The organism is Neomicrococcus aestuarii, assembly GCF_014201135.1.
Taxonomy (GTDB): Bacteria; Actinomycetota; Actinomycetes; order Actinomycetales; family Micrococcaceae; genus Neomicrococcus; species Neomicrococcus aestuarii.
On record NZ_JACHDR010000001.1, the window covers coordinates 2,083,307 to 2,109,355 of the forward strand.

At 60.4% G+C, this 26,049-nt stretch carries 21 protein-coding genes and 1 riboswitch; of the genes, 12 read left to right on the top strand and 9 right to left on the bottom strand.

Annotated elements, in window-relative coordinates; all coding sequences use genetic code 11:
* Positions 1-140: 140 nt before the first annotated feature.
* Both HD598_RS09450 and HD598_RS09455 read left to right on the top strand, forming a co-directional pair.
* Complete coding sequence (locus HD598_RS09450; RefSeq protein ID WP_183665455.1) at positions 141-734, top strand: NADPH-dependent FMN reductase; 594 nt, start codon at positions 141-143, stop codon at positions 732-734.
* Between the two features lie 272 nt (positions 735-1,006).
* The gene (locus HD598_RS09455) at positions 1,007-2,113 is read left to right on the top strand and encodes a glutathione S-transferase family protein (protein ID WP_071894771.1); all 1,107 of its coding nucleotides are present in this window, start codon (positions 1,007-1,009) and stop codon (positions 2,111-2,113) included.
* Between the two features lie 378 nt (positions 2,114-2,491).
* Here the strand turns inward: HD598_RS09455 and HD598_RS09460 are convergent, their stop codons facing one another.
* A complete protein-coding gene (locus HD598_RS09460) occupies positions 2,492-3,832 on the bottom strand; it encodes an LLM class flavin-dependent oxidoreductase (protein WP_183665457.1) in 1,341 nt (446 codons plus the stop codon).
* A gap of 321 nt (positions 3,833-4,153) precedes the next feature.
* Between HD598_RS09460 and HD598_RS09465 the strand changes: the two genes are divergently transcribed.
* Positions 4,154-5,233 carry an RNase H family protein gene (locus tag HD598_RS09465; RefSeq protein WP_071895363.1) on the top strand — a complete coding sequence of 360 codons (1,080 nt, stop codon included), beginning with the start codon at positions 4,154-4,156 and terminating at the stop codon, positions 5,231-5,233.
* Positions 5,234-5,237: 4 nt separating this feature from the next.
* Positions 5,238-6,404, top strand: coding sequence for a serine hydrolase domain-containing protein (locus HD598_RS09470; protein WP_183665459.1), 1,167 nt, complete (start codon positions 5,238-5,240; stop codon positions 6,402-6,404).
* Here the strand turns inward: HD598_RS09470 and HD598_RS09475 are convergent.
* From HD598_RS09475 to HD598_RS09485, 3 genes are read right to left on the bottom strand one after another with little or no spacing between them, the layout of a single operon-like run.
* Positions 6,335-7,204: an FAD:protein FMN transferase gene (locus HD598_RS09475; RefSeq protein WP_183665461.1), complete on the bottom strand. Its 870-nt coding sequence runs from the start codon at positions 7,202-7,204 to the stop codon at positions 6,335-6,337. The two genes, HD598_RS09470 and HD598_RS09475, sit on opposite strands and share 70 nt — an antisense overlap.
* A 9-nt stretch (positions 7,205-7,213) precedes the next feature.
* Positions 7,214-7,798 carry an FMN-binding protein gene (locus HD598_RS09480; RefSeq protein ID WP_183666906.1) on the bottom strand — a complete coding sequence of 195 codons (585 nt, stop codon included), beginning with the start codon at positions 7,796-7,798 and terminating at the stop codon, positions 7,214-7,216.
* Positions 7,795-9,261: a ferredoxin reductase family protein gene (locus tag HD598_RS09485; protein ID WP_183665463.1), complete on the bottom strand. Its 1,467-nt coding sequence runs from the start codon at positions 9,259-9,261 to the stop codon at positions 7,795-7,797. The genes HD598_RS09480 and HD598_RS09485 overlap by 4 nt, the downstream gene beginning before the upstream one ends.
* 115 nt (positions 9,262-9,376) lie before the next feature.
* On the opposite strand from HD598_RS09485, the gene HD598_RS09490 reads away from it, so the two are divergent.
* From HD598_RS09490 to HD598_RS09520, 7 genes are all read left to right on the top strand, one after another.
* The gene (locus HD598_RS09490; protein ID WP_183665465.1) at positions 9,377-10,150 is read left to right on the top strand and encodes an SGNH/GDSL hydrolase family protein; all 774 of its coding nucleotides are present in this window, start codon (positions 9,377-9,379) and stop codon (positions 10,148-10,150) included.
* A gap of 51 nt (positions 10,151-10,201) precedes the next feature.
* Positions 10,202-10,933 (top strand): VIT1/CCC1 transporter family protein, encoded by a 732-nt coding sequence (locus tag HD598_RS09495; RefSeq protein WP_071895365.1) that lies wholly within the window; start codon positions 10,202-10,204, stop codon positions 10,931-10,933.
* A gap of 127 nt (positions 10,934-11,060) precedes the next feature.
* A riboswitch (glycine riboswitch) is annotated at positions 11,061-11,160 on the top strand.
* Positions 11,161-11,332: 172 nt separating this feature from the next.
* Positions 11,333-14,221: an aminomethyl-transferring glycine dehydrogenase gene (gene gcvP / locus HD598_RS09500; protein ID WP_183665467.1), complete on the top strand. Its 2,889-nt coding sequence runs from the start codon at positions 11,333-11,335 to the stop codon at positions 14,219-14,221.
* Between the two features lie 48 nt (positions 14,222-14,269).
* Positions 14,270-15,391 (top strand): glycine cleavage system aminomethyltransferase GcvT, encoded by a 1,122-nt coding sequence (gcvT, locus tag HD598_RS09505; protein ID WP_183665469.1) that lies wholly within the window; start codon positions 14,270-14,272, stop codon positions 15,389-15,391.
* A gap of 32 nt (positions 15,392-15,423) precedes the next feature.
* Entirely contained in the window at positions 15,424-15,804 is a 381-nt protein-coding gene (gcvH, locus tag HD598_RS09510) for a glycine cleavage system protein GcvH (RefSeq protein WP_183665470.1), read from the top strand.
* Positions 15,805-15,809: 5 nt separating this feature from the next.
* Positions 15,810-17,231 (top strand): L-serine ammonia-lyase, encoded by a 1,422-nt coding sequence (locus HD598_RS09515; RefSeq protein ID WP_183665472.1) that lies wholly within the window; start codon positions 15,810-15,812, stop codon positions 17,229-17,231.
* A gap of 85 nt (positions 17,232-17,316) precedes the next feature.
* Positions 17,317-18,492 carry an MFS transporter gene (locus HD598_RS09520; protein WP_260170531.1) on the top strand — a complete coding sequence of 392 codons (1,176 nt, stop codon included), beginning with the start codon at positions 17,317-17,319 and terminating at the stop codon, positions 18,490-18,492.
* Here HD598_RS09520 and HD598_RS09525 read toward each other — a convergent pair.
* Entirely contained in the window at positions 18,489-19,445 is a 957-nt protein-coding gene (locus HD598_RS09525) for an L-lactate dehydrogenase (protein ID WP_183665476.1), read from the bottom strand. The two genes, HD598_RS09520 and HD598_RS09525, sit on opposite strands and share 4 nt — an antisense overlap.
* A 116-nt stretch (positions 19,446-19,561) precedes the next feature.
* On the opposite strand from HD598_RS09525, the gene HD598_RS09530 reads away from it, so the two are divergent.
* Positions 19,562-20,938, top strand: coding sequence for an NAD(P)/FAD-dependent oxidoreductase (locus HD598_RS09530; RefSeq protein WP_183665478.1), 1,377 nt, complete (start codon positions 19,562-19,564; stop codon positions 20,936-20,938).
* A 91-nt stretch (positions 20,939-21,029) separates the two neighbouring features.
* Here the strand turns inward: HD598_RS09530 and HD598_RS09535 are convergent, their stop codons facing one another.
* The 4 genes from HD598_RS09535 to HD598_RS09550 all read right to left on the bottom strand — a co-directional run bounded on the left by HD598_RS09535 (position 21,030) and on the right by HD598_RS09550 (position 26,044).
* Entirely contained in the window at positions 21,030-22,685 is a 1,656-nt protein-coding gene (locus tag HD598_RS09535; protein ID WP_071894784.1) for an alkaline phosphatase D family protein, read from the bottom strand.
* Positions 22,686-22,747: 62 nt separating this feature from the next.
* The gene (locus tag HD598_RS09540; RefSeq protein ID WP_183665480.1) at positions 22,748-24,250 is read right to left on the bottom strand and encodes an NAD(P)/FAD-dependent oxidoreductase; all 1,503 of its coding nucleotides are present in this window, start codon (positions 24,248-24,250) and stop codon (positions 22,748-22,750) included.
* Between the two features lie 93 nt (positions 24,251-24,343).
* Positions 24,344-24,505 carry a hypothetical protein gene (locus HD598_RS09545; protein ID WP_183665482.1) on the bottom strand — a complete coding sequence of 54 codons (162 nt, stop codon included), beginning with the start codon at positions 24,503-24,505 and terminating at the stop codon, positions 24,344-24,346.
* 153 nt (positions 24,506-24,658) lie between these two features.
* Positions 24,659-26,044 (bottom strand): aspartate aminotransferase family protein, encoded by a 1,386-nt coding sequence (locus tag HD598_RS09550; protein WP_183665484.1) that lies wholly within the window; start codon positions 26,042-26,044, stop codon positions 24,659-24,661.
* Positions 26,045-26,049 lie beyond the last annotated feature (5 nt).

The window sequence follows — 26,049 nt, forward strand, 5'->3', positions numbered from 1 at the left end:
GCGGCATCCTCGGGGGCGAGATTGCAGGTACTTCGGACCGGGAATTGTGGCGTTGGTCACAGGCGGAATATGTTGAGAATGCATTCAGTTGAATAGCTTGTAAGTTCAATCGACAACAGATTTTCGCTAAGGAGACCAACGTGAACAAGATCGCCATCGTTACCGGTTCTACCCGTCCAGGCCGCAACAACTTGGGTGTTGCACAGTGGGTTCTCGAGCAGGCTCAGCAGCGTGGAGACGCTCAGTACGAGCTCGTAGACATCGCTTCCTTCAACCTGCCAGTTCTTGATGAGGCTTACCCAGCTGCTTACCAGAACTACCAGAACGATCACACGAAGGCATGGGCTGCAACGCTTGCTGAGTTTGATGGTTACATCTTCGTCACCCCTGAGTACAACCACTCTGTTTCCCCAGCCTTGGCGAACGCTTTGTCCTTCGTCAACGCTGAGTTGAACAACAAGGCTGCTGGCATTGTTGGCTACGGTTCCGCTTTGGGCGCTCGTGCCATCGAGCACTTGCGTGCAATCCTTTCCGAGCTTCAGGTTGCTCACGTTCAGAAGACCGGCCTCTTCAGCCTCTTCACCGACTTCAAGGATTTCTCTTCCTTCGAGCCTTCCGAAGCCGGTGCTGCATCGTTGGCACCAATGCTTGATCAGCTTGCCGTCTGGACCGTTGCTATGAACTCCGTTCGTGCAGAGTCCGCTGTTGCCGATGATGATTCCGTCAACGCCTAGGCTTTAACGGTATAAAAACTTGTCGCTTGAGCCGGCGTCCTGAAGCACATTGGCGCTGGATCGTGACAAGAACTAGGGAGTGGTTCCTTTCCCCGGGGCCACTCCTTTAACGATCTCCCCTTTAGCGATCCCTTGCTTCTTGATCGATCCCGCACTCCAACGAGCCAGAGGCTTTTGGAGTCAGATCGCTTCTCGCCAGAAGTGTCCCGAACGGTGGCACCGGACCTTCTTTGGCAGTAATAAATAGGTGCCCACCTGAGTAGGCTGAATACATGACTTCCACAGAGTTTTCCACTAAAGGCAGTTACATCACCGGCGGCGAGTTCACCCGCGACACCAACTACATCGAAGATCGCATCGTTGCCGATCCAGATGCCATCCGCGCACTACCCGCAGCTGAATCGTCCAAGGTCGGACAGGTAGGCGTCGGCCTCACGCCAGGTGCTCAAGCTTGGCCAGTCGAACCGAACCGTTATCGACTGGTCGCAGCCCGCGCATGTCCATGGGCGAACCGCACGCTGATTGTCCGCCGACTCTTGGGCCTCGAAGATGTCATCTCGGTAGGACTTCCCGGCCCCACCCACGATTCCCGTTCGTGGACCTTCGATCTCGACCCCGACGGCGTCGACCCCGTCCTCGGAACCGAGCGCCTCCAGCAGAACTACTTCAAGCGCTTCCCGGATTACCCCCGGGGTATCACGGTCCCGGCCATTGTAGATATCGCAAGCGGCGGCGTCGTAACCAATAACTACCCCCAAATCACGCTGGACTTCTCCACGGAATGGAAGCAATTCCACCGCGAGGGCGCCCCGGATCTGTTGCCCGCTGACAAGCTCGACGAGATGTGGCCGGTCATCAAGCGCATCTTTACCGAGGTCAACAACGGCGTGTACCGCGCGGGCTTTGCCGGCACGCAAGAAGCGTACAACGACGCTTACAACCGTCTGTGGGTCGCCATGGACTGGCTCGAAGAACGATTGGGAAAGCAGCGCTTCCTGATGGGCGACACCATCACCGAAGCCGACGTGCGACTCTTCACCACGCTCGTTCGCTTTGACCCTGTCTACCACGGTCACTTCAAGTGCAACCGCAACAAGCTTGACGAGATGCCAAACCTCTGGGGCTACGCGCGTGAGCTCTTCCAGACCCCAGGTTTCGGCGACACCGTGGACTTTGAGCAGATCAAACGCCACTACTACGTAGTGCACGAGGACGTGAACCCCACGCAGATCGTTCCTGTGGGACCGGACCTCAGCAACTGGCTCGAGCCGCACGACCGCGAGAAGTTTGGCGGATCGCCGTTCGGTGAGGGTACTGCGCCGGAACCTCCGCGTGAATCCGAGCGTGTGGTGGCTGGCCACAACCCGCTGTACAGCTAAAGCTTGCTTGGAGCTCGCAGGTGCTGGCGAGTTGCCTCCGCCCGCCAGCGTCTGCGAGCGGAAAACTCGCCCGCGATCACCTACAAGCGTTGCGCTTGTATCACCAGCCAGCCCCGCAAGCTGATCGAGTTGCCACTTTAACGCCGTCCTGATGTTCATCACGGCGTTAAAGTGGCTTTTCGTTTTCCGGACTGGACCGGACTGGAACTTGCGCCGCAAAAACTACGCGCCCGCTTCGCTCCCGAGGCTCAGCGCGCTCGAAACAACTCCGCCCGAAACGCGAGTTGCCAAGTTGACACCGTCCGGGCATCCGGAACAGCGTTAACTTGGCAACTCGAACTCCACCAGAGCCTCTCAGTCCTCAAACGTCCGCGATTACTAGCCTTCTTCAAGCTGGTTGCTAAACGCGCCTCGGTAGGAGGCCGCGACGTGGCGCTCAGGCAGGTAATCCGTGCCGAAGATGCGCTTGCGCGAGGTACCTTCTCCGTACTCAGACTTGGCAAGTCCGCGTTCCTGAAGAACAGGGATCACGTGCTCAATGAAGTCCACGTAGCTGCCAGGACGCGTGGCGTTGATGACGTTGATGCCGTCCACTCCGGCATCAGCCCATGCCTGAAGCTTGTCAGCGATCTGCTCCGGGGTGCCAACTACGCGAGAGTTACGGCCCTGAAGGCGGCCAAGATCCTCAACCGTGGCTTCGCGGCCTTCAACAGACTGGCGAGTCCACTCGATGATGCTGCGCGTGCCATCAGAGGCTTCGATGTCGCCCAGCGGGGTGTCCAAAGAGTGGTGTCCGAAGTCCACACCAATGGCGCCGCCGAGGTGAGCCACCATGGCGTCAAGGTCCATGCTCTCCTCAAGCTCAACTTCCTTCGCGCGAGCTTCGGCCTCAGTGGAGCCAATGACGAAGCTCAGGCCCTGCATGAACTTGAGGTCCTCGGCGTTGCGGCCGGCCTCAAATACGCGGCGGCGCGTGTCCTGAATCAAGCCGGCGGCTTTTTCCGGGCTCGGCGTGATGATGAACTGCAGCTCGGCGTTGCGTGCCGCGAAGTCACGGCCGGCCGGCGATGAGCCAGCCTGGAAAAGCAACGGGGTGCGCTGCGGCGATGGCGCAACGAGGTGTGGTCCTTCAACTTCGTAGCGCTTGCCTACGTGGTTGATCTTGTGGACTTTGGAGTAGTCGGCGTGGATGCCCTTTTCCTTGTCCTGCAAGAGCGCGCCCTCGTCCCATGAGCCTTCCCAAAGCTTGTAGACAACGTCCATGTACTCGTCGGCCCAGACGTAGCGTTCGTCGTGGGGAGTGAGGTCTTGGCCGAAGTTGCGTGCGGCGTTTTGCAAGGAGTTGGTGACGATGTTCCGCGCGATGCGTCCCTTGGTGGCGTGGTCCAGCGTGGAAATGCGGCGGGCAAAGTTGAAGGGGTGCTCTTGCAATACGGAGCTGGTGATGGCGATGCCAATGTCATTCGTCGCGTAAGCAATCGCGGAGGCGATCACGGAAGGGTCGTTGCTCGGGATCTGCAGTCCGGCTTCGACGAACTTCTGGTAGGAACCGCGGTGATTTCCGTAGAGTCCCACGACGTCAGCGAAGAAGAGGATGTAGAACTTGCCCTTTTCGAGGGTCTTCGCCAGGTCAATCCAGTGATCGAGGTCGTTGAAGTTGGTTTGTTCAGCTTCGGGGCGACGCGATGTTCCCTGCAGGATGTGGCTGGCGGTGTTCATAACGAATGCTGAAAACAGCAGTGGCTTTGGTATGTTCTTCTTCCTTGGAGAGCGAAGTGGTCAGAGAAAGTGGGCTTGCTTCACCCTAACGAGGACGCCCCGCGGCGCCGAAGAGGCAAGAACTTTTGTGACTATGGGCTACGAATGGGTGGTTTTCACGGGGGGACGCCATCCTACAAATCGACTTGCCACGTTAACGCCGTCCCGACGCCCAGCACAGCGTTAACGTGGCAACTCGATCCGCGAAGAGACCAGCACAGCGAAGAAGCGCACGCCACCGCCTCGGGCTAAGTGTCGGCCTCACATGGAATGATGGAAATCATGGCTATTGTTGCAGCGGCAGACGGATCATCACTCGGAAACCCCGGACCCACGGGTTGGGCTTGGTACGTGGATGAGAACACGTGGCAGGCCGGCGGCTCCAAGCATGGCACTAACAACATTGGCGAGTTGACGGCGGTTTTGGAGCTTTTCCGCGCCACGAAGCACGTCGCTGATGAGCCCCTCGAGATCCTCTGCGATTCCCAGTACGTCATCAACTGCGTCACCAAATGGATGCCCGGCTGGAAGAAGCGCGGCTGGGTCAAGGCTGACAAGAAGCCGGTGATGAACTCGGATTTGCTGAAGCAGATCGATGCCGAGCTCGTGGGCCGCAACTACCGTTTCGAGTGGGTGCGTGGCCACGCGGGTCACGGTTTGAATGAGGCAGCGGATGATCGCGCGCGGGCGGCCGCGACGGCTTATCAGCGCGGCGAAACACCGGATGAGGGCCCCGGTTTCCCGTACGACGACGCAGCCTCGCCTCAGGACTCCACCGGCAAGAACACCGGGGTAAACATTCAGGACGAGCCACTGGATAGGCAAAGTAACGAACGGCTGGAGATTCGGCCGGACGAGAAGCTGGGCGAGCAATATGGTGAGCGGCGAAACGAGAAGGTCTCCGCGCAACAGAGCGAGGGTCTGGACGAGCGGCTCGACGGGCAGCTGGATCTGCTGAGCCTGCTTTCTGAAGATGACCCTGAGGAAACGGCTGCGGCAACTTCTGGATCGGATGACGTGGAGGCGGTCTGGAAGCTCGAAGCGGAGCTTTTGAAGGCCTATGCGGAGGCCGCAGAACGTCATGAAGACCCAGATATAGTTCACTTACTGGATGAAATGTTTACAGGTGTGCGCGCAGATGGTTACCTTGTTGAGGAAAATAGCGTGCCCATGACACACGTCCACGGAACAACCATGGAACGTCTTGGAGCTACGGAGCTCACGCCGGATCTGATCCGGTTGACGTACGTTCTGGACGCGCGACGCGACAGTAATTACAGCGAGCTGGTACTCGGCTCGGTATGGCTACGCCGCGGAAAGAGTTGGAAGCTGAGCTTCCGACAGGAAACCGGAAGGAACTAGCCGTATGACAGTCGCTTCAGCATTCGAACCCCTTGAAGATCTTCTTCAGGGCTTTGCCGAGGCGACTCCAGGCTATTCGGGACAGCTGTGCGTCATGCTGCACGGCAATGTGATCGTTGATGTGAGCGTGGGCGACCTAACCACAGATCAGCTCACGGGCGTTTACTCGTGTTCCAAGGGTGCTGCTGCGGCGGTAATCGGAATGCTTTTCCAAAGCGGGGACCTCGACCTCGAAGCACCCGTGGCCAAGTATTGGCCAGAGTTTGCCGCCGAAGGAAAAGAGCGACTCACCGTTCAAGAGTTGCTCAGCCACCGCGCCGGGTTGATGGGCATCGACGGCGGCGTCCCTATGGGCGAGTACTTGGATTCGGAAAACCTCGCACAGCGCCTCACCGCATTGCCGCGTATGTGGAAAGGCAACACGCTTTTCGCGTATCACGCGCTCACGGTGGGGGTCTTCGCAGAAGAGCTGGTGCGTCGGATTGCTGGCGTGAGCTTGCAGCACCTGTATGAACAAGAGATCCGTAGCGTGCACGGCCTCGACTTCTACTTGGGCCTCCCGGAAAGCCAGGAAGAACGCTTCGCCCCTGTCCGACCGCCACTCGATGGTTGGCCGGAATCGTTCGTCGACCCTTTCGGGTTCCAAGGCGTGGGACTGAACTCGGCCACGGGCTTCCTCGATGACAACGGGCAACAGTCCTTCGACTTCTTTACCGTCCCAAACTTACGGATCATCAGGGAAAAGGCGCCAGCATCCGTGGGCGGTGTGGCGAATGCTCGCGGACTCGCAGGCTTCTACGCCACGCTAGGGAAAACTCTCAACGCCGAAACTCTCCAAGAGATCACCACGCTCACCGTTGCCGGAACCGACATTTCCTCGGGGGAGTCCGGCGCTTTCGCGACCCTTTTCACGAAGCCCAGGCCAGAGGACAACTTTGGCTCATGGCGAGCGTTCGGACACGCGGGCTTCAACGGAGCTAGAGGTTATTCGGATCCGCTCTACGGTCTTGCTGTGGGCTATGTTCCGCTCCATGCGGAGCTCAGCGGTGAAGGAACGCGCTCGGATCGCATCTTCAAGCTCGCGCGCCAACTGGTGCTCAACTATGCGGCGACCGGCCAACCCGAACTCCGAACCAACGAGCCGTCCTCGAGCACGCCCAAGGACTCGTAGCCGTGGAACTCGTTGAGCAGCGAGAATGCTACTCGTCCGCCAGCCGCCAAAGCCGTTGCGAGTGCATCGGCGGTCACGATGTCCGGTCCCGTCACGGACACCTGCAACAGGTGCGAGAGTTCGCTCGCGGACGAGCCACGTGCAGAAGAATCACCCGCGGACGAATCACCCCAAATATGATCTCCGCGCTCGGCGCTCCCGGACGTCGCAAGAGCGGTGTGAAAACCAGGCGTGCCGGTGGCTTCGATGGATGAGAGCAACTCTCTAGGGTTCTGCGGATCCACGATCCCGAGCTGCCAAGGCGTCCCGAAGAACGGCGTACCGTACTGCGGATCCACTAGGGACGGCTGCGACGGTGTCGGCGATCCTGAGACCAGCAAGTCGCCGCCGGCGTTGATGGACCAGTGAGGTATTCCGACGGTGTCCATGACATGTCCGGCTTCGCGGATGGCCCACGCTTTGACGACGCCGTTCAGGTCCAGGTCGCCCGAGGGGCCGTAAGGGGTGAACCGGTGCTGGGTCCGGTACTCGAATTCGAGCGCCAACGCGTAGACCTCGCGCATGGCAGAGCTGGCATCGGGCAAGAGCACCTCGCCGCGATTGACCTTGGAGAGTTCGGAGGAGTTCAAGAACGGCGAGAACCGCTCCTCGGCGTCCACAAAGACCCGCTCGGCCGCTTCGGTAGCAACCGCAACCTCGTCCGCATCAAGCGGAGCCGAAATCGAAATTACTGTACCCATGGCCTCGAAAGTGCGGGTGCACAAACGCAAGCAGGCGTCGTCGTACTCAGTAGTGATCATCTGTAATCCTTAGAAGTTCGCTTGGTCGAGGGCGGACTGCAGCGATGACGCGTAGCCCGCGGAGGTGTAGGTGGCGCCGCTGACGCCTTGGATATCGGCCGATTGTGCGGCGAGGACCTGCGTGCGCAGGGTCGGGATGGCGCGCTGGGAGATCATGACGGAGCGGCCGTCGTTGCTGGGGTAGGAGAGCGTGGTGACGTCGGTGATCTCGCCGTTGGCGATGGTCACTTCCACCTGCACGGCGCCCCAGCGGGTGTTGTAGGCGCTGCCGGTGTAGGTGCCGGATTCGGCTGAGGATTCCGTGGAGGACGACGACGCCGTTCCCGACGAAGTGCCCGTCGTCGAGTCCTCGGAGGAGCTGGTTTCGGACGACGTGGTCCCGGACGAGGTCGTTCCTGAGGAGGACGTCCCGGTGCCGGTGGTGCTGGAGGAATCGAGGCTCTTAGAGGTACCCGAGGACGAAGACGTGTTGGACGTCGAGTGAATGGACGTCGCGCTGAGGGCTGTTCCGGAAGCGGTGATTCCGGAGAAGAGGCCGCCTGCCACGACGGACAGGGTGGCGAGTCCGGAGAAGATGAGATTACGAGTTTTCACCAGGAGAACCTTTCGGTGTGGAGGGATTCGGAGGGCAGGCCGGCGGCCTTGGCGTCCGCGATGACGGCGTCCGTCCAGGCGCTGGGGCCGCAGACGTAGACATCGGAGCGGGACAAATCGGGGGCGTAGCTTTCGAGCGTGTAGCCGGCACGTGCGTGTTCGGCAGGCAGCCAGCTCGAGCGGGCGTTGCGTTCGGCGAGCTCGGGGGTGAGGGCGTGATCGGGGTTGCGGTCGCGGTGGCCTACGAGTTCGTAGAGCACGGCCCCGCGGTGCCAGCACCATTCGCGGATTTCTTCGCGGAGGATGAGGGAGTCTTCGTCGGAGGATCGGATGAGCACGGTGCATTCGCCGGGGGCGAAGTCCGCGTTCTCAATCAGGGAGCGGATGGGGCCAATGCCGGCTCCGGCTCCGGCGAGCACCAGTTGCGGCTGCGTGCGGGCGGCTTCCGTGAAGAGTCCGTAGGGGCCGGCGAAGAACACGCGGGTGCCGGGGTTCAGGGATCCCATGGCGGCGGATCCGCTACCCAGATTGCGGACGGTGATGCGCAAGGACCTGGAGTTTGGGGCCGCGGAGAGTGAGAACGGGTGCTGTTGCCACCACAGCTTCGAGTTCATGAAGCGCCAGCGGAAGAACTGTCCGGCCTGGGCTTCAAGCTTGTTCACGCCATTGCCGGTCATGGTGATGCTCCACGAATCCGGGACTTTGTCGCCGGAGGGCAGGGTGCGCCACGAGGAGACGCTCACGTCGCTGACCTTCAAGGATGACTGCAGGCTGCGGATCAGCGGTAGCGCGAACCGGAATACCAAGAGCGCGCTCGCGGTGATCAAGTACAGGCTGATCCAGTACCAGCGGGACAGCGTGCCGGTTCCCAGCGCGGAGCCCATGCTGAACTGGTGCGGAATGGAACTGGCGACGGCCGCGTAGGACAAGAAATGCACGCCCATCCACCATTCGCGGGGGAGTTTGCGCTTCACCGCCACGATCGACGTGCCCACCACCGCGAGGAACAAGCCCATCGAGATGTACGCCCACACCATGTCGCTGATGCCAAAGAGGGACATCGCCTCGGCGATGGGGTCAATCCCTTCGGTCATCGAATAGCCCACCGTGATGAGCAGCCCGTGCGCCAGTAGCCCGTAGAGCGCCGGCTTGCCGAGCTGGTTGTGCAGTGAGATGGCTCGGTCCACGCCGATCATCGAATCAACCCACGGGATGCGGGCGGCCAGCAAAAGCATCATGACAACTACTTGGGTGGCGACGAGCCCGGCGAGGATGCCCAGACCGGTGACGACGTCCGCGGCGTTTGCCCACGCCATGGGGGCTCCGCTTGCAAGGTAGAGAGCGACGGGAAGCGCCACGCTGACGCCGAAAGTGAGGGCGAAGAGGGTTTCATTCGAAGTACGACGACGCCGCTTGCGTTGGTACTCCACGGTGCGGTTCGCGATGGTGGGGGTGAGGGTCATGTTTCAAGATTCCGCCTGCTTGCTATGACGAGACTGTGAAAGATAAGTGACCCAGTTATGGATTCTTGTTCCTTTGGATAATTCCGGGAGCGGCGAGGCGTCGTAGGCTACAAGGGTGGAATTCTCAAACCGTTTTGTGGCCATCGGAGACTCGTTTACGGAAGGCATGGGAGACCCAGATAGCTCTCGCCCCAACGGCGTGCGCGGATGGGCGGACCGGGTAGCCGAACAGCTGTGCGCGAGCGATCCTTCGTGGGGCTACGCGAACCTGGCCATCCGCGGCAAGAAGATCCGTCAAGTGGTGGACGAACAGCTAGAACCGGCGCTGGCCTTGAAGCCCACGCTCGTCACGGTGTACGCCGGCGGCAATGACATCTTGCGCCCCCAAGTGGATATCGATGCGCTCATGGCCGAGTACGCCGCGATGGTCCGCAAACTCCGCGCGTCGGGAAGTTCGGTGGTGCTCTTCACCGGTTTTGATTCCTCGGCTTCTTCCGTCTTCGGCAAGACGCGTGGGCGCACGGCGATCTACAACGAGTTCGTGCGTGAGGTTGCTGATGAAACGGGTGCCGTGATCGCCGATTACTGGCGTTGGCGCGAATTCCAGGACTGGCGTTACTGGGCTGAGGATCGCTTGCACATGGGAGCGCCGGGGCACACGCTCATGGCTAAGAAAATTCTAGAAGTCTTGGCCCACGAGTCCAGCATCGAGACGCCGCACCTCAACGAGCGGCCGGCGAAGACTCGACTCCAAGAGCTCGCCGACAACGCAAAGTGGACCAAAGAGTTCGTGGGACCCTGGGTGCAGCGCCGGCTGACAGGTAGGTCTTCGGGCGATGGCCTCAGCCCGAAGTACCCTCAGTACGTGCGGCTAGAACCGTCAAAGTAGGTACGCCTCACCTTGCTGGAAATGCCCGGCGATTCGAACAAAGATGAGGGTATGGCTTTTGAAGACTCTGACACGTTCCACGATTCCGAACCACACGCGGCTGGCTCCCAAGCCCATAAGTTGAACTGGTTGCGCGCTGGCGTACTCGGCGCCAACGACGGCATCGTGTCCGTCGCGGCCGTCGTCGTCGGTGTTGCCGGTGCTACCACCGAGTCGGCCCCCATTGTCCTTGCCGGCACAGCGGCCCTCGTGGGTGGCGCGATCTCTATGGCGCTCGGCGAGTACGTTTCCGTGTCCAGCTCGGCGGACGCCCAGAAAGCTCTCATCGCGAAAGAAAAGTGGGAGCTCGCCAACATGCCAGAACAAGAGCTCCAAGAGCTCGCCGAGATTTATGAAGCCAAGGGCCTCAAGCCAGAGACTGCGCAGAAGGTTGCCCGCGAGCTCACGGAGCATGACGCGCTCGCAGCTCACTTGGAAGCCGAACTGCACCTCGATGAGAACGAAGTTGTCTCGCCGTGGAACGCCGCGGCCGCGTCTGCAGTCGCTTTCTTGGTCGGCGCCGCGCTACCGTTCCTGACGGCAGTGCTCTTGCCGGCAGAGCTCAAGGTCCCCGTCACGTTCATCGCCGTGTTGATCGCTCTGGCCATCACAGGTGCTGTTGGCGCTCGGCTCGGCGGAGCACGCGTCCTTCCAGCCACCGTGAGAGTGGTGGTCGGCGGTGCCCTCGCGCTCGCCGTGACCTTCCTGATCGGCGCGCTGCTCGGATCTAGCGGAGTGGTCTAAATCAGCGCGGTCTAAAGCCAAGAAATCAACTTGTGCGGCGTCGTCGTCCTGAAAAATGACGCAAGCACAGCATCACTGTTGCCTTACTGTGAAACGTTTCACTAGACTCTCAGGAGCAGTTTGCCAGTGAAGCGCGGCGGGAGAGTTCCGCTCGAATCCACGGGCGGACGCCGAAGGAGCAAGTCCCTCCCCGGGAATCTCTCAGGCATCCGTACCGCCGCGAAGAGGCACTCCTGGAAAGAAGCGCCATAGAGCGCTCACCGACGGTGCAAGCCCCGGAATCCGCGTGGACATGTCATGCGCGGGTGAAGGGTGGAATCTCTCAGGTATTGGGTACAGGATGGGGAGGAACGGTCATTTTTTGACCGTCATCGCCCGCCCAACCTAGGGAGATTTCGTATGACTCTCACCCCACACATCTCTGAGTTCACGATTGACCAGGACTTTTCCGCTCGTCACATCGGACCTCGTGAAGACGACGTCAAGCGCATGCTTGAAGTTGTTGGATACTCGACTCTGGACGAACTGGTGGACACCGCCGTTCCCCAAGGCATTCGCATGGAGGGGGACCTCCAGCTCCCCGAAGCGCGGACCGAAATGCAAGTTCTTGAGGACCTTCGCAACTACGCGAACCAGAATGTCATCAAGACTCAAATGATCGGTCAGGGCTTCTCCGGAACCCTCACGCCGCGCATCATTTTGCGCAAGGTGCTTGAAAACCCAGCGTGGTACACCGCGTACACGCCGTACCAGCCAGAAATCTCCCAGGGCCGCCTCGAAGCGCTCTTGAACTTCCAGACGGCAGTTCAGGACCTCACGGGCCTCCCGATCGCTAACGCTTCCATGTTGGATGAGGCCTCCGCTGTGGCCGAAGCCGTGCTGCTCATGCGCCGCGCCAACAAGAAGAAGGAAGCTGGTAAGACGGTCATTGACCAGGACGTCTTCCCGCAGAACCTCGCCGTGGTGAAGGGCCGTGCCGAAGCTTTGGGCTTTGAGGTTGAAGTTGCTGACTTGTCCCAGGGTCTTCCTGAGGGCGACATCTCCGGTGTGGTCTTGCAGCAGCCGGGCGACTCCGGCCGCATCATGGATTACAAGGCCATCATCGATGCCGCTCACGAGCGTGGCGCCTTGGTCACGGTGGCTGCCGACATCTTGTCCCTCACCTTGATCAAGTCCCCAGGCGAGCAGGGCGCTGACATTGCAGTGGGCAACACCCAGCGTTTGGGAGTTCCGCTGTTCTTCGGTGGTCCACACGCTGCGTTCTTCGCTGTGCGTGACGGACTTGAGCGTCAGATCCCGGGCCGCCTCGTGGGCGTTTCCAAGGACGACGCCGGCCGCCCTGCGTACCGCTTGGCGCTTCAGACTCGTGAGCAGCACATTCGCCGCGAGAAGGCGACCTCCAACATTTGTACCGCTCAGGCGCTCTTGGCCATCACGGCCTCGATGTACGTGGTGTACCACGGTCCAGCGGGCTTGAAGGCGACTGCTCAGCGCACGCACCAGCGCGCTCGCGCTCTGGCGGCATTGCTCGCTGAGCAGGGCATTGCGTTGGCTTCGGATACTTTCTTTGACACGGTTCGTGCCAAGGTTCCAGGCCGCGCACAGGCCATTACGACGGCGGCCGAGCACCAGGGCGTCAACATTCGTTTGATTGACCAGGACACGGTTTCCGTCTCCACGGACGAACTGACCTCGCTCGAGCACATTGCTGCCGTCGCCGGAGCCTTCGGCGTGCAGAACGCTATCGAGAAGGTCAAGGCTGCTGCCGCTGCCGCTCGCGAAGGCGATGCACTGGGTGGCCAGAACCGTGAGTCTGACTACCTCACGCACCCGATCTTCAACACCATCAAGTCTGAGACCCAGATGCTGCGCTACTTGCGCAAGCTTTCTGACCGCGACTTGGCGTTGGACCGTACCATGATCCCGCTGGGCTCCTGCACCATGAAGCTCAACGCAGCCACCGAAATGGAATCCATTTCCTGGCCAGGCTTCGCGGACATCCACCCGTTCGCTCCAGAGTCTCAGACGGCTGGCTGGCGCGCGCTCATCACGGACCTCGAGTCCCGCTTGACCGCGATCACGGGCTACGCAGGCGTGTCCATCCAGCCAAACGCTGGCTCCCAGGGTGAGTACGCGGGCCTCTTGGCCATCCGCCAGTTCCACCTCTCCAAGGGTGACTCCGAGCGCGACATCGTGCTGATCCCTGCCTCCGCACACGGCACCAACGCCGCGTCGGCAGTGCTGGCCGGACTGCGCGTCGTCGTGGTCAAGACCGCTTCTGACGGAACCATCGATTCTGCTGACCTCGACGCGAAGATCGCGGCGAACGAAGGCAAGATCGCCGCGATCATGATCACCTACCCGTCCACGCACGGTGTCTACGACGCCGACGTGACCGAAGTGTGCCGCAAGGTTCACGAGGCCGGCGGGCAGGTCTACATCGACGGCGCCAACATGAACGCTCTCGTGGGCTTGGCGCAGCCAGGCAAGTTCGGTGGCGACGTGTCCCACTTGAACCTCCACAAGACGTTCTGCATCCCTCACGGCGGCGGCGGACCAGGCGTTGGCCCAGTTGCTGTTGCTGAGCACTTGGTGCCGTTCCTTCCAGGCGCTGCTGCAGGCCCGAAGAACGGTCGCGAAGGCACCCCGGTGACGGCCACCACGTACGGCTCCGCCGGCGTGCTGCCGATCTCCTGGGCCTACGTTGCGCTCATGGGTGCCGAAGGGTTGCGTGAGGCCACCAAGATGGCGCTGTTGAACGCTAACTACATCTCCAAGCGACTCTCCGAGCAGTTCCCAACGCTCTATACGGGCAATAAGGGACTGGTTGCTCACGAGTGCATCTTGGATCTTCGCGAACTCACGGCCAAGACCGGCGTGACCGCTGAAGACGTCTGCAAGCGTCTGATCGACTACGGCTTCCACGCTCCAACCCTCGCGTTCCCGGTTGCTGGCACGCTCATGGTGGAGCCCACCGAGTCTGAGGACTTGGGCGAGATCGATCGCTTCATCGACGCCATGATCGCCATCAAGGCGGAAATGGATCAGGTGCTGGCCGGAGACTTCACGGTGGAGGAATCCCCACTGCGCAACGCTCCACACACCACCCGATCCCTCATGCACGGCGAATGGGATCGCAAGTACACCCGCGAACAGGGTGCGTTCCCGGGCAACGTGGACTTCACGGACAAGTACTTCCCACCTGTGGGACGTATCGACGGCGCGTTCGGCGACCGCAACCTCGTGTGCGAGTGCCCACCGCCAGAAGCTTTCGACGAGACCAACTAATCCGGTTCCCCACGTTTTAGGTTCCCCACGTTTTAGAAAGAGACAAACATGACTGCACAACAGACTGTTCTGCATGACGTGCATGCAGCGCTCGGTGCCTCGTTCACGGACTTCGGTGGCTGGGATATGCCGCTCAAGTACGGTTCTGAACTTGCTGAGCACAAGGCCGTCCGCGAAGCCGCTGGAGTCTTTGACCTCTCCCACATGGGCGAAGTTCGCGTCACGGGCCCGGACGCCGGAAAGTTCTTGAACTCCGTGCTCGCAGGTAACCTCGCCGTGATCAAGGTGGGTAAGGCCAAGTACTCCTTGATGACCAACGATGAGGGCGGCATTGTTGACGACCTCATCACCTACCGCTTGGGCGAAGAAGAGTACTTGGTAGTGCCGAACGCAGGTAACGCCAAGACCGTTGCTGGCATCCTCGGCGAGAGCGTTGAGGGCTTCAACGTGATCGTCAAGGACGAGTCCGCTGACACCTCTCTCGTAGCCGTTCAGGGCCCGAACGCGGAAGCCATCTTGGTTCCGCTCGCGGGCGAAGGACAGGCCGAGACCGTGTCCGGCATGGGCTACTACGCGGTTGCTCCAGTCACGATTGCTGGCATCGACATCCTGTTGGCTCGCACGGGCTACACGGGCGAGGACGGCTTTGAGCTTTACGTCGCTAATGACAAGGCCGCTGAGCTGTGGAACGCCGTCTTGGAAGCTGGCGAGGAACAGGGCTTGATCCCTTGTGGTTTGGCTGCTCGAGACTCGCTGCGCCTCGAAGCCGGCATGCCGCTGTATGGCAACGAGCTGTCCGCAACAGGCTCACCGTTCGAAGCTGGTTTGGGACCGGTCATCTCCTTCAAGAAGGCAGAAAACTTCCCGGGCCGTGAAGCACTCGAAGCTGCCAAGGAAGCTGGCGTGGGAACCACCTCAGGTCGCACGCTCGTGGGCCTCAAGGGCCAGGGCCGTCGCGCTGCTCGTGGCGGCTACGCAATTTCGCTGGATGGCCAAGAAGTTGGCGCCGTCACCTCTGGACAGCCCAGCCCTACTCTGGGATACCCTGTGGCCATGGCCTATGTTGACGTTGCTGCAGCCGAGCTGGGAACCGTCCTTGACGTGGACCTTCGTGGCAAAGCAGAGAAGTTCGAGGTTATTGAGCTTCCGTTCTACAGCCGCAAAGATTAAGTACCCAACCAACAATTCCTTCAGGAGCAAATATGAGCAAGGTTCTTTCTTCCCTCCGCTACTCCGCTGAGCACGAGTGGTTGGACAACTCCACTCCAGCCAAGGTCGGCATCTCGCAGGTTGCTGCAGACGCTTTGGGCGACGTTGTGTACGTTGACCTTCCAGAGGTTGGAGCACAGCTCACCGCTGGCGAGACTTGCGGTGAAGTCGAGTCCACCAAGTCCGTTTCTGACTTGTACTCCCCAGTGACCGGCACGGTCGTGGAGATCAACCAGGAAGCAATCGACAACCCAGGCATCCTCAACGAGGACCCGTACGGCGCTGGCTGGTTGTTCACGGTTGACGTCACCGAAGAAGGCCCACTGATGTCCGCTGCAGAATACGCTTCTGCAAACGGCGGAGATGTTGAGTAACCACCATGGCAATTAGCGTTTTCGACCTCTTCACGGTGGGTATCGGTCCATCGAGCTCACATACCGTGGGCCCAATGCGGGCCGCCTACCAGTTCGCTACCGCGTTAGTTGCGGAAGAGGCTGGAGCGCGCCATATTGATCGGCTGGCTGGACTGCGAGTGGATCTGTATGGTTCGCTCGCAGCCACCGGCCGCGGTCATGGAACCTTCACGGCCGTGCTGTTGGGTCTTGAAGGCTTCCAGCCGCACCTCATCCTTCCTGAACAGGTGGATGAGCGCATTGCAGATATCGAAGCGGGCAAACCGTTGCGTGTCTGCGCTGAACTGGGGCACCGCAAGGACATCCAGTACGGAGTCCCAGATATGATCCAGCACCCGCTCACGGTGCTGGCACGCCACACCAACGGCATGAAATTCCAGGCCCTCGCTGAAAACGGCGATGTGCTCTTGGAAGAAACATACTTCTCCATTGGCGGAGGTTTCATTGTCAAAGAGGGCGAAGAAGACGCCCCTGCCAATGAAATCGAAGAGGACCTCAAGCAGGTCCCGTACCCGTTCCGCACCGCCGTGGAACTGCTTGGCCACTGCCGGGACACCGGTTTGTCCATCTCTGAAATCATGATGGCCAACGAGGAAACGTTCCGCACCAAGGAAGAGATCCGCGCAGGCTTGCTGCACATTTGGCAGGTCATGGAGGACTGTAAGGATTCCGCACTGAAGCGCGAAGGGCTCTTGCCCGGAGGACTCAAGGTGCGTCGTCGTGCTCCCGAATGGCACGAAAAATTGCGCAAGGAAGACAAGGACCGGGACCCCAAGTATTGGCAAGAGTGGGTGAACCTCGTAGCGCTCGCCGTGAATGAGGAGAACGCCACCGGCGGCCGCGTAGTCACCGCGCCCACCAACGGTGCCGCGGGAATCATTCCGGCCGTGGGCTTCTATGCCACCCATTACTCGCCGGGCATTAGCTGGGCCACCAAGGAAGACAAGCAAGACGTTGTGGTCAAGTACTTGCTGGCGTCAGCCGCCATCGGCGTGCTCTATAAGGAGCAAGCGTCCATTTCTGGCGCTGAAGTGGGTTGCCAAGGCGAAGTGGGATCCGCTTCTTCCATGGCTGCCGGCGGACTCGCCGAAGTCCTCGGCGGCACCCCAGCCCAGGTCGAGAACGCCGCGGAAATCGCCATGGAACACAACCTTGGCCTCACGTGCGATCCCATCGGCGGCCTGGTTCAGGTGCCGTGCATCGAGCGCAACGCGATCGCCGCATCCAAGGCCATCAACGCCGCGAAGATGGCGCTCATGGGAGATGGCGAACACCGCGTGTCCCTCGACGAAGTCATCATCACCATGCGTGAAACCGGCAAGGACATGAGCGATAAGTACAAGGAGACCGCCATGGGTGGCCTCGCCGTCAACGTGGTGGAGTGCTAGCGGTTCGCTAGGCGTTCTCGAATACATGAATACTTCCAGGTCAGGAGCAGCCTCGCGGGGGTTGCTCCTGACCCTTTTGTGCCTCATGGGGGCAGGCCCGCTTCTTAATTACGGGCTCAGCACCACGTCCTCGCTCATCATTGATGATCTGCAGATCAGCGAGTCTCAGTTCGGTTTGCTCGCGAGCATCGTGTTCTCAACGGCCGCGCTCTCGAGCGCATGGTTGGGCAAAGTCGCCGACCACATGACGTTGCGCCGTCAGTTCTGGCTGATTTTCGGCGGCACGATGCTTGCCATGGTCTGTGCGGCGCTGTCTCATTCGTACTGGTTCTTGCTAGCGGCGGCGGTCATTGCCGGTCCAACTCAGGCGATTTCCAACCCGACGACGAACAAGATCATTTCCCAATACGTCCCCGCGGCGAAGCGGCCCGGCTGGATAGGCGTCAAGCAATCCGGTGTTCAAGCTAGCCAGCTCTTCGCGGGTGTTGTTTTCCCGCTGGCGGCAATTTATGCGGGCTGGCAAGGCGCCATGGTCCTGGGGGCTGTGGTGGTGGCGTGGATGTTGTGGTTTGGGTTGCGGCAGTTGCCGTTCGCGGTTCCTGAGATTTCCGTGAAGCACGACGACGCTGCCTCGCCTCTCGCCACCAGCACTTCCGGACGCTTGCCTTCCTTTGTGTGGTTGTTTGCGGCATTTTCCATGTTGTCCGGATTGGGCATGCAAGCGACGAATATTTACTTGCCATTGTTTGCCGTGCGTGAGCTGAACTTCTCGCTGGTGATGGGTGGACTGGCTGCACGATTGTCCGGACTTATCGGTGTGGCTTCCCGAGTGTGGTGGGGCCGGCGCATGGCTACCGGCGGAACCGCCGGAGTGTTGCTGTTGTTCATTGCACTTGGGGCCATTGCAGGTGGCGCGAGTTTCTGGGCGGCGAGCGAATTCCGTCTTCCCGCGCTGTTGTGGCTGGGCGTTGCCTTGCATGGTGTTACCGTCCTCGGCGCCAATGTGGTGGTGATGTCCGGCGTCATGAAGTACGTCCCGACCGAACGCGTGGGCGCTGCAACTGGCATTGTCTCCATGGGCATGTACACGGGCTTTGCTACGGGCCCGTTCCTCATGGGACTCCTGTTGCAATCCACATCCAATTTCACGGTGGGGTGGCTTGCCGTGGCGGGATGCTACGTCCTCTGTGGTGTGGTGGCGTTGGCGCTTATTCGCTCGCGGCGTCGTCGTATTGCAAGTGCTGAAGCGAGCGCACGCTAGCCAACCGCAACTTTCCCATACGCGTCCGTGACCGCAACCGCGGAAGCGAGCAAGCGTCGTCGTTCTTCATCACCCCACGGCGTTCCCGCAACCGGAATGGCGCCCGCTGAACCCACACGGCACGGGACAGAGAGCGCCGCGCCACTGACGCCGTGATAGTCAGTGAGAACTGTAGAGACGGGCAGGATGGATCCTTCATCGCTCAGGATGGCTTCGACGATCCGCGCGCCGGACAGTCCAATCGCATAGTTGGTAGCTCCCTTGCCACGAATGACTTGGTAAGCGGCGTCGCGGACGTCAGTGGCAATGTGGTCCAGTTCCGCAGGGGAGAAGCGGCTCCCGTCAGGGTTGACCCAGTCCAGGATGGGCGACTGGCCGATGGTGGCGGATCCCCAGAGCGGAAACTCGCTGTCTCCGTGTTCGCCCACAATCAGCGCGTGAACGCTCGACGTGGAAACGCCCGCCTTCTTCGCAAGCAGCCAGCGCAAGCGCGAAGTGTCCAAAACCGTGCCGGAAGAGAGGACACGTTGCGCCGGTAGCCCCGTGGCTTCTTGGGCCACCATGGTGAGGACATCACACGGGTTTGTCACGAGCACATAGATGGCATCCGGTGCGCGTTCAATCAGCTGGGGCATCAAGGACCGGAGCATCGCGGCGTTGGTGGCCGCTAGGTCCAAGCGCGTTTGACCGGGCTTTTGCTTGGCGCCGGCGGTAATGACCACCACGTTTGCGCCGGTGAGGACGTCAATGTCCGTGCCGCCAGTGATGTCACTCGAGCCAGTGAACTGCGTTCCGTGCGCGAGATCAAGCACCTCAGATGTCACTTTGGGGGCGTTGATATCAAGGAGCCGCACGTGGCGAGCGGAGCCTCTGATCAAGGCGGCGTAGGCCAATGAGGCGCCCACACTTCCGGCGCCCACAATGCCAAGCGTGGAGTTTTCGATCTGCGTCATAGTCCCCAGCTTGGCACGTATCGGTTACGACCGGGTGAACAGTGAGAATATTGTTTTCAGCAAGCGTGGTCTGAACCGCTCAGGTTTAGGCTCTTTCCTTTCCCCAAGGAGTCACCGTGCCGGTCAATGGCAATGTTTCATTTTGGTTCACGCAGACGGGTCTGCCCGTCGCCGCCAACGAGCTCGCGGGTGATGAGACCGCGGATGTAGTGATTGTGGGAGCCGGATACACGGGCTTGTGGACCGCCTACTACCTCAAGAAAGCGCGGCCGGATTTGACGATCCGGATCCTCGAGTCCCGCTTCGCCGGATTTGGTGCTTCAGGGCGCAACGGTGGCTGGCTGGCTAACACGATTACCGGCGGGCGCTTGGACTATGAGAAGCAGTATGGTCATGAGAAGGTGGCGCGCTTTCAAGAAATCCTGAATGAGTCCATTGACGAGGTCATCGCGGTGACGCAGCGCGAAGGCGTCGACGCGGACATCGTCAAGGGCGGCGAACTCCTCGTGGCGCGCAATCCGGCGCAGCTTGCGCGGCTCGAGAGCTATTTTGCCGAGGCTCAGCGCTGGCCAGAGGACGCGGTGCTTTTGGATGCTTTGCAGACGACGGCGCGCGTCAACGTGGCAGGCGCCGTGGGCGGCATGCACATTCCGCATTGCGCGCGGATCCACCCGGCGAAACTCGTGGTGGGTTTGGCGCGAAAAGTACGCGAGCTTGGCGTCAACCTTCATGAAAACACCACCGTGCTTGAAATCAAGCCCGGCGAGGCCGTCACGGATCGTGGGACGGTGCGTGCGCCGCGCATCTTGCGAGCCACCGAAGGTTTCACTGCCAACCTGAAAGGGCTGCACCGGGAGTGGCTGCCCATGAACTCCTCAATGATCGTCACGGAGCCGCTGACGGCGCAGATGTGGGACCAGATTGGGTGGAACGGCAAGGAAACCCTCGAGGACATGGCACACGCGTACGTGTACCTTCAGCGCACCGAGGATGGGCGGATTGCCATTGGCGGACGCGGCGTTCCGTACCGGTTCGGTTCCAAAACGGACACGGACGGCACCACTCAAGACAGCACCATTGAGCTGCTCAACGGAATTTTGGTGGACATGTTCCCGGCGGTGGCTGGCACCCGGATTGATCACGCGTGGTCCGGCGTTCTGGGTGTTCCGCGCGACTGGAAATCAACGGTCTCGTATGACCCGGAAACTGGGCTGGGCTGGGCTGGCGGCTATGTAGGCACGGGCGTTACGGCGACCAATCTGGCCGGTCGGACGCTCCGAGACCTCGTGCTGGGCGAACAGACGGAGATCACTACGCTTCCCTGGGTTAACCGAAAGGTCCGCAAGTGGGAAGTGGAGCCGTTGCGATGGGTGGCGGTGCAAGCCATGTATGCCATGTATTACCGTGCAGACGCGGCAGAAAAGAAGAGCGGACATGCGCAAACGGCACTCCTTGCCCGAGTCGCGGACGCGGTATCCGGACGCGGGCACTGAGTGCCGCAGTGCGTGCCACAGTGCATGTCACAGTGAACAGGGAGTTTGAGGGGGAAGCGTGCGCGGCCCTACACCGCGCACGCTCTCATGCTTAGCGCTCGCGTGGCAACACGTTCGTGTACTGCACGTCGCCGTTGGCGTTGACGAGCTTCACGGTGAACGTGGAGCCGTCTCCGGCTACGTCAACCTGGCCGAAGAACTGCCATTCGCCGTTACGCGGTGAACCCATGACTGGGCCAGCCTTTTCGAAGACAGCCTTCGGGCCGAAGGTGCCATCGAGCTTGTTGGGGCCGAATGCTCCAGCGTTGATGGGGCCAGCGACGAACTCCCAGAACGGCTTGAAGTCCTTGAATGCTGCGCGCTCAGGGGAGTAGTGGTGAGCCGCGCAGTAGTGCACGTCACCCGTCAAGAACACCACGTTCTTGATGTCGTAGTCCTTAATGGCCTTGAGCAAGCGAGCCAACTGGAGTTCGCGGCCTAGCGGCTTGCCGTTCTCGGCATTGGAGATGGACTCTTGGCCCTTGCCATCAGGAACAATCAAGCCGAGCGGAAGATCGTTGCCGATCACCTTCCACGTTGCCTTGGACTGACGCAGACCCTTGATGAGCCACTGCAGCTGAGTCTCGCCGAGGATATCCGTCTCGTGCGTTTCCAAACCATCGGTGTTCTCACCCTTGAACGTACGCATGTCCAACGCGAAGATATCCAAGTGCGCGCCGCGCTCAATTTTGCGGTAGATACGGTCAGGCTCGAAGCCCGTGCCGCGGGTCAACGCCTTGGTATCCGCAATTGGCATGTATTCCTGCCATGCGCGGCGGCCACGAGCAGCCAGCGTGTTGACATCGCGAACGGTGTAGCGAGGATCCTCAAGGACTTCGCCGGCCCACCAATTGTTGGTGGTCTCATGGTCATCCCACTGTGCGATGACCGGAACTTCGGCATACATGGCGCGCAGGTTCTCATCCATCATGTTGTAGCGGTGGCGGCCGCGGAACTCATTGAGGGTTTCCGCCACCTTGGAGACTTCCTCCGTCACGAGGTTGTGCCAGATGTCGCCGTTCGGTTCCTTCATGGTGGCGGAGATCGGGCCGTCAGCGTAGACGGTGTCACCGGAGTGCAAGAAGAAATCAGGCTTCACAGCGTGCATGGCCCCGTAGCCGCGCATGCCCCCGATTTCGGGGTTGATGCCGTAGCCCTGGCCAGCAGTATCTGCCGTCCACACAAAGGACTGGGAGGCGGTCTCTACCGGGATACCCTTGGCGCGACCTTTAGATCGGCCGTTTCCAACACCAGCGCCTGGGGCGGTGGTGAAGGAGCCCTTCTTCACTTCGCCCATGTTGCCGTTCTCATCTTCGAAGGAGAACGTCACCTCGAAGCGGGTGTTGGATGGGAGATCCTTGGCCATAATCTTGGCGGTTCCGTCCGTGGCGTCCGTGACCCAACCGGAGGTCAAGCGGATGGATCGGGCGAAGCGGCCGCGAAGTGCGGATCCGTCAGCGTCGAGAGCGCGGAGGGTTGCGTGCAAGCGGCCGGTTCCGGAAGAACGGGCCCACAAGACGGCGGATTCGGAGGTGACATCGCCGGTGGCAACGCCAGAGGGGAGTGCCAAGCGGCGAGTGACCAGCGCAGGGGACGCGAAGGCAGAAGCCGGTGCAGAGGCGGCAAGTGCGCCGGTGGCGGCTGCTGCCGAAGTGATCAGAGCGGATTTAACGACGGTGCGGCGGTTGATTCCAGAGAGATTGTTCACCGCTTTAGTCCACGCCTTCAGGGTGGCCGGAGCGTAAAGCTCAGGTGAATTTCGGACGACGCTTAGGAATCAAACCCCATGCCCACCGCATCCATCACGCGAAGCCACGGCCCGCGTTTGCCCTCGCGCCGATCTGCTCTCACCATAGCTGCGGTAGTGATTTTCACGCCGGTCCAAGCGATTGGTTCTGGCGGGAAGGGGATGGGCTTCTTCTTCACCATCTCTAGCTCTGTCAGCTCAGTGCGCTCTCCGGAGAGCAGATCCAGCATGACTTTCGCGGCAAAGCGCGTGGCGCCCACGCCGAGTCCGGTGAACCCGGCGGCGTGTACTACTTTTCCGTCGTGAGAGAGGTCAAAGAAGGAGAAGAAGCGGCTGCACGTATCGATCGCGCCGCCCCATGCGTGCGAAAAGCGCACGTCATCGAGATCGGGGAAGAGTGCCGCGAAGTGCTTCGCCAATTTCACGTACGTCTCTTCTGAATTCAAGTATTCGCTCCGCATGGCCCGCCCGAAGTGATAGACGGCGTCGTACCCGCCTATCAGGATGCGGAACTTGCCGCCCGCGTCCACAGTGGGGCGCACATAGTGGAAGCGGTTATTGAGATCGGCAAGGCCCTCCATGCCAGCCCAGCCCACGGCTGACCGTTGCGCGGCTGTGAGCGGCTCCGTCATAAGCGCGTAGTCATACACGGGGACCGTGTAGAGGCGATTACGGCGAATGAGGTTGGGAAATATATTAGTAGCCAATGCAACTAGGTTTGCATGCACCGTACCATTGTCAGTTTCCAGGACGACGACGCCGCTCGGCTTCTCGCTAGGGCCTTGAATTGTGCTGATCTTGCGGAGGGAGCGGACCGGTGTGTGCTCATAGATTCGCACGCCGAGCTCCAAGCAGACGCGCTTGAGTCCCCACGCGAGTTTGGCCGGGTGAACCAGAACAGTGCCGGTGCGGTGCGCAAGGCCCGCGTGTGCCAGGGGAGTGTTGATGCGCTGCCGTACGTCAGGTGCTTTCAACAGTTCGCTGTCACCGTCTGCTTCCGCGGATTCAGCTAGCCAGGCCACTTGGTGTTCCTCAGTGGCGATCTCGATCATTCCTGAACGGGTTAGATCGCAGTCGATGTTGTAGCGCTCGATGGTGGCGATGAGCTCTTCGAGGTTTTCGTCGCCGAGGCGCGTGAGCTTCTCGTTCTCGGCGGGCAAGTGCTTTTCGCCGTTCGATTCTCCGTGTGTGAGCGAGGCTTCGCAAAAACCGCCATTTCGACCTGATGCTGCCCAACCGCACTCTGACCCTTCCAGGAGGACGACGTCCCGTTCTGGATCTCGCTCTTTCGCGATGAGCGCGGTCCAGAGTCCCGTGTATCCGCCGCCCACAATTGCGAGGTCCGCGGTGATGTCCTCATGAAGTGGGGCTTGTGCTGCAGGTTTGTCCGGATTGTCCAACCAATACACAGCGCGCCGGGTGTCTTGGAGGTTTCGCTGTGCAAGCGCGTCAGGGACAGTGCGTTCGGCGCGGTCAAATGAGGTTTCCCTGACATTTGACCCCTGTGAATCTGGCTGAAACTTCATCACTAAAGACTAGCTCTTGTGATGCGGAGCATAAGCGCGAGGATTGAACCGTACTGGGTTTGGTAGACACTCATGCCATGCTTGCGATTGTTTTCACTGATCTTGCTCAGTCCGGTCAATCTCTTCATCCGCCGCTTTGGGGCGCTTCATATAGCCGGCGATGAACGACTTGATGACAAATACCAGCAAAACAGCAACAGCGATTGCTGCGATTACGGTGACAATTTCGATCACGTGCCACGAACTCAGACTCATTTTCCCCTCATCCCCCGAAGTCTCGAGATTCAATGTAACGGCCGCATGCAGCATCCGTCGAGGACCCTGCTCAATACTTATTAACTCGTGAAGGCGCGGCCCGCGATAATTCGGTCCGCGCCTTCAATCAACCTCCAGCTTGCATGAGACGAACTAGTTCGCGTACTTGTCCGTGACTTCGAGAGCTTCGTCGATGGCGTCGAGCGCTTGTTCCAGAACTTCGTCCGGAATGTTCAGTGCTGGCACCACGTGAATGCGGTTGAAGTTCGCGAACGGCAAGATGCCCTTGGCTTTGAGAGCACCAATGAGTTCGTTCATTTCCGGGCTGGAGCCACCGTAAGCGGCCATGGGTTCCTTGGTCTCACGGTTCTTCACAAGCTCTATAGCCCAGAACACACCCGCGCCGCGCACGTCGCCAATGGATGGATGGCGTTCCATCATTTGAGCCAAACGAGGACCAATAATGTCCCGGCCCAAACGCTCGGCGTTCTCGATCATGCCCTCGTCCGCCATGGTGTTGATAGCAGCCACCGCCGCAGCGCACGCTAGCGGGTGACCCGAGTAGGTGAGTCCGCCTGGGTAGACACGGTCGCGGAAGGTCTCGAAGATGGCATCCGAGATGGCCACGCCGCCGAGAGGAACGTAGCCTGAGTTCACGCCCTTCGCGAAGGTCAAGAGATCCGGAATGACGTTCCAATGGTTCACGGAGAACCACTTTCCGGAACGGCCGAAACCTGCCATGACCTCATCCGCGATGTACATGATGCCGTACTTCTTGGTGAGCTCCCGGACGCCCTCGAGGTAGCCAGCCGGTGGCATGTAAATACCTGCCGTGCCAGGGATCGATTCGAGGATGAGCGCTGCGATATTCTGCGCGCCCTCCAGCACAATCATGTCCTCGAGATGGCGCAACGCGCGCTCAGCTTCGTCGGCTTCCGTCGTCGTACCAAAGTAGGAACGGTACGTGTACGCCGGCATGAAGTGAACCACTCCGGCATCGCCATAATCGTTGGCAATGCGGCGCGGATCGCCCGTGACATTGACGGCCAACTGCGTGCCGCCGTGGTAGCTGCGGTATGCCGAAAGCACCTTGTAGCGACCGGTGTGAAGGCGCGCCATGCGGATGGCGTGCTCTACGGCGTCCGCTCCACCGTTCGTAAAGAACACGTGGTTCAGGTCTCCCGGCGTGCGCTCTGCAATCAACCGCGCGGCCTCGGAACGTGCAATGTTTACGTGTTGCGGTGCGATGGTGCAGAGCTGGCCAGCCTGCTCCTGGATCGCAGCCACAACGGCCGGGTGCTGGTGTCCAATGTTGGTGTTGACCAGCTGGCCGGACATGTCGATGAGCCGGTTGCCGTCGCCGTCCCACACGTAGGACCCCTCGGCCTTGAGAATCGTCATCGGCTTAAACGGGCCCTGGGCCTGCCAGGAGTGGAACACGTGCTCGCGGTCCAACTCGTAGGCGCGCTTGCCGGCCTCGATGAGCTCTGCGGACACCTTGGTGTCCGTCAAAGTGTCTGGGGTGAGATTAGTTGTCATCTGTT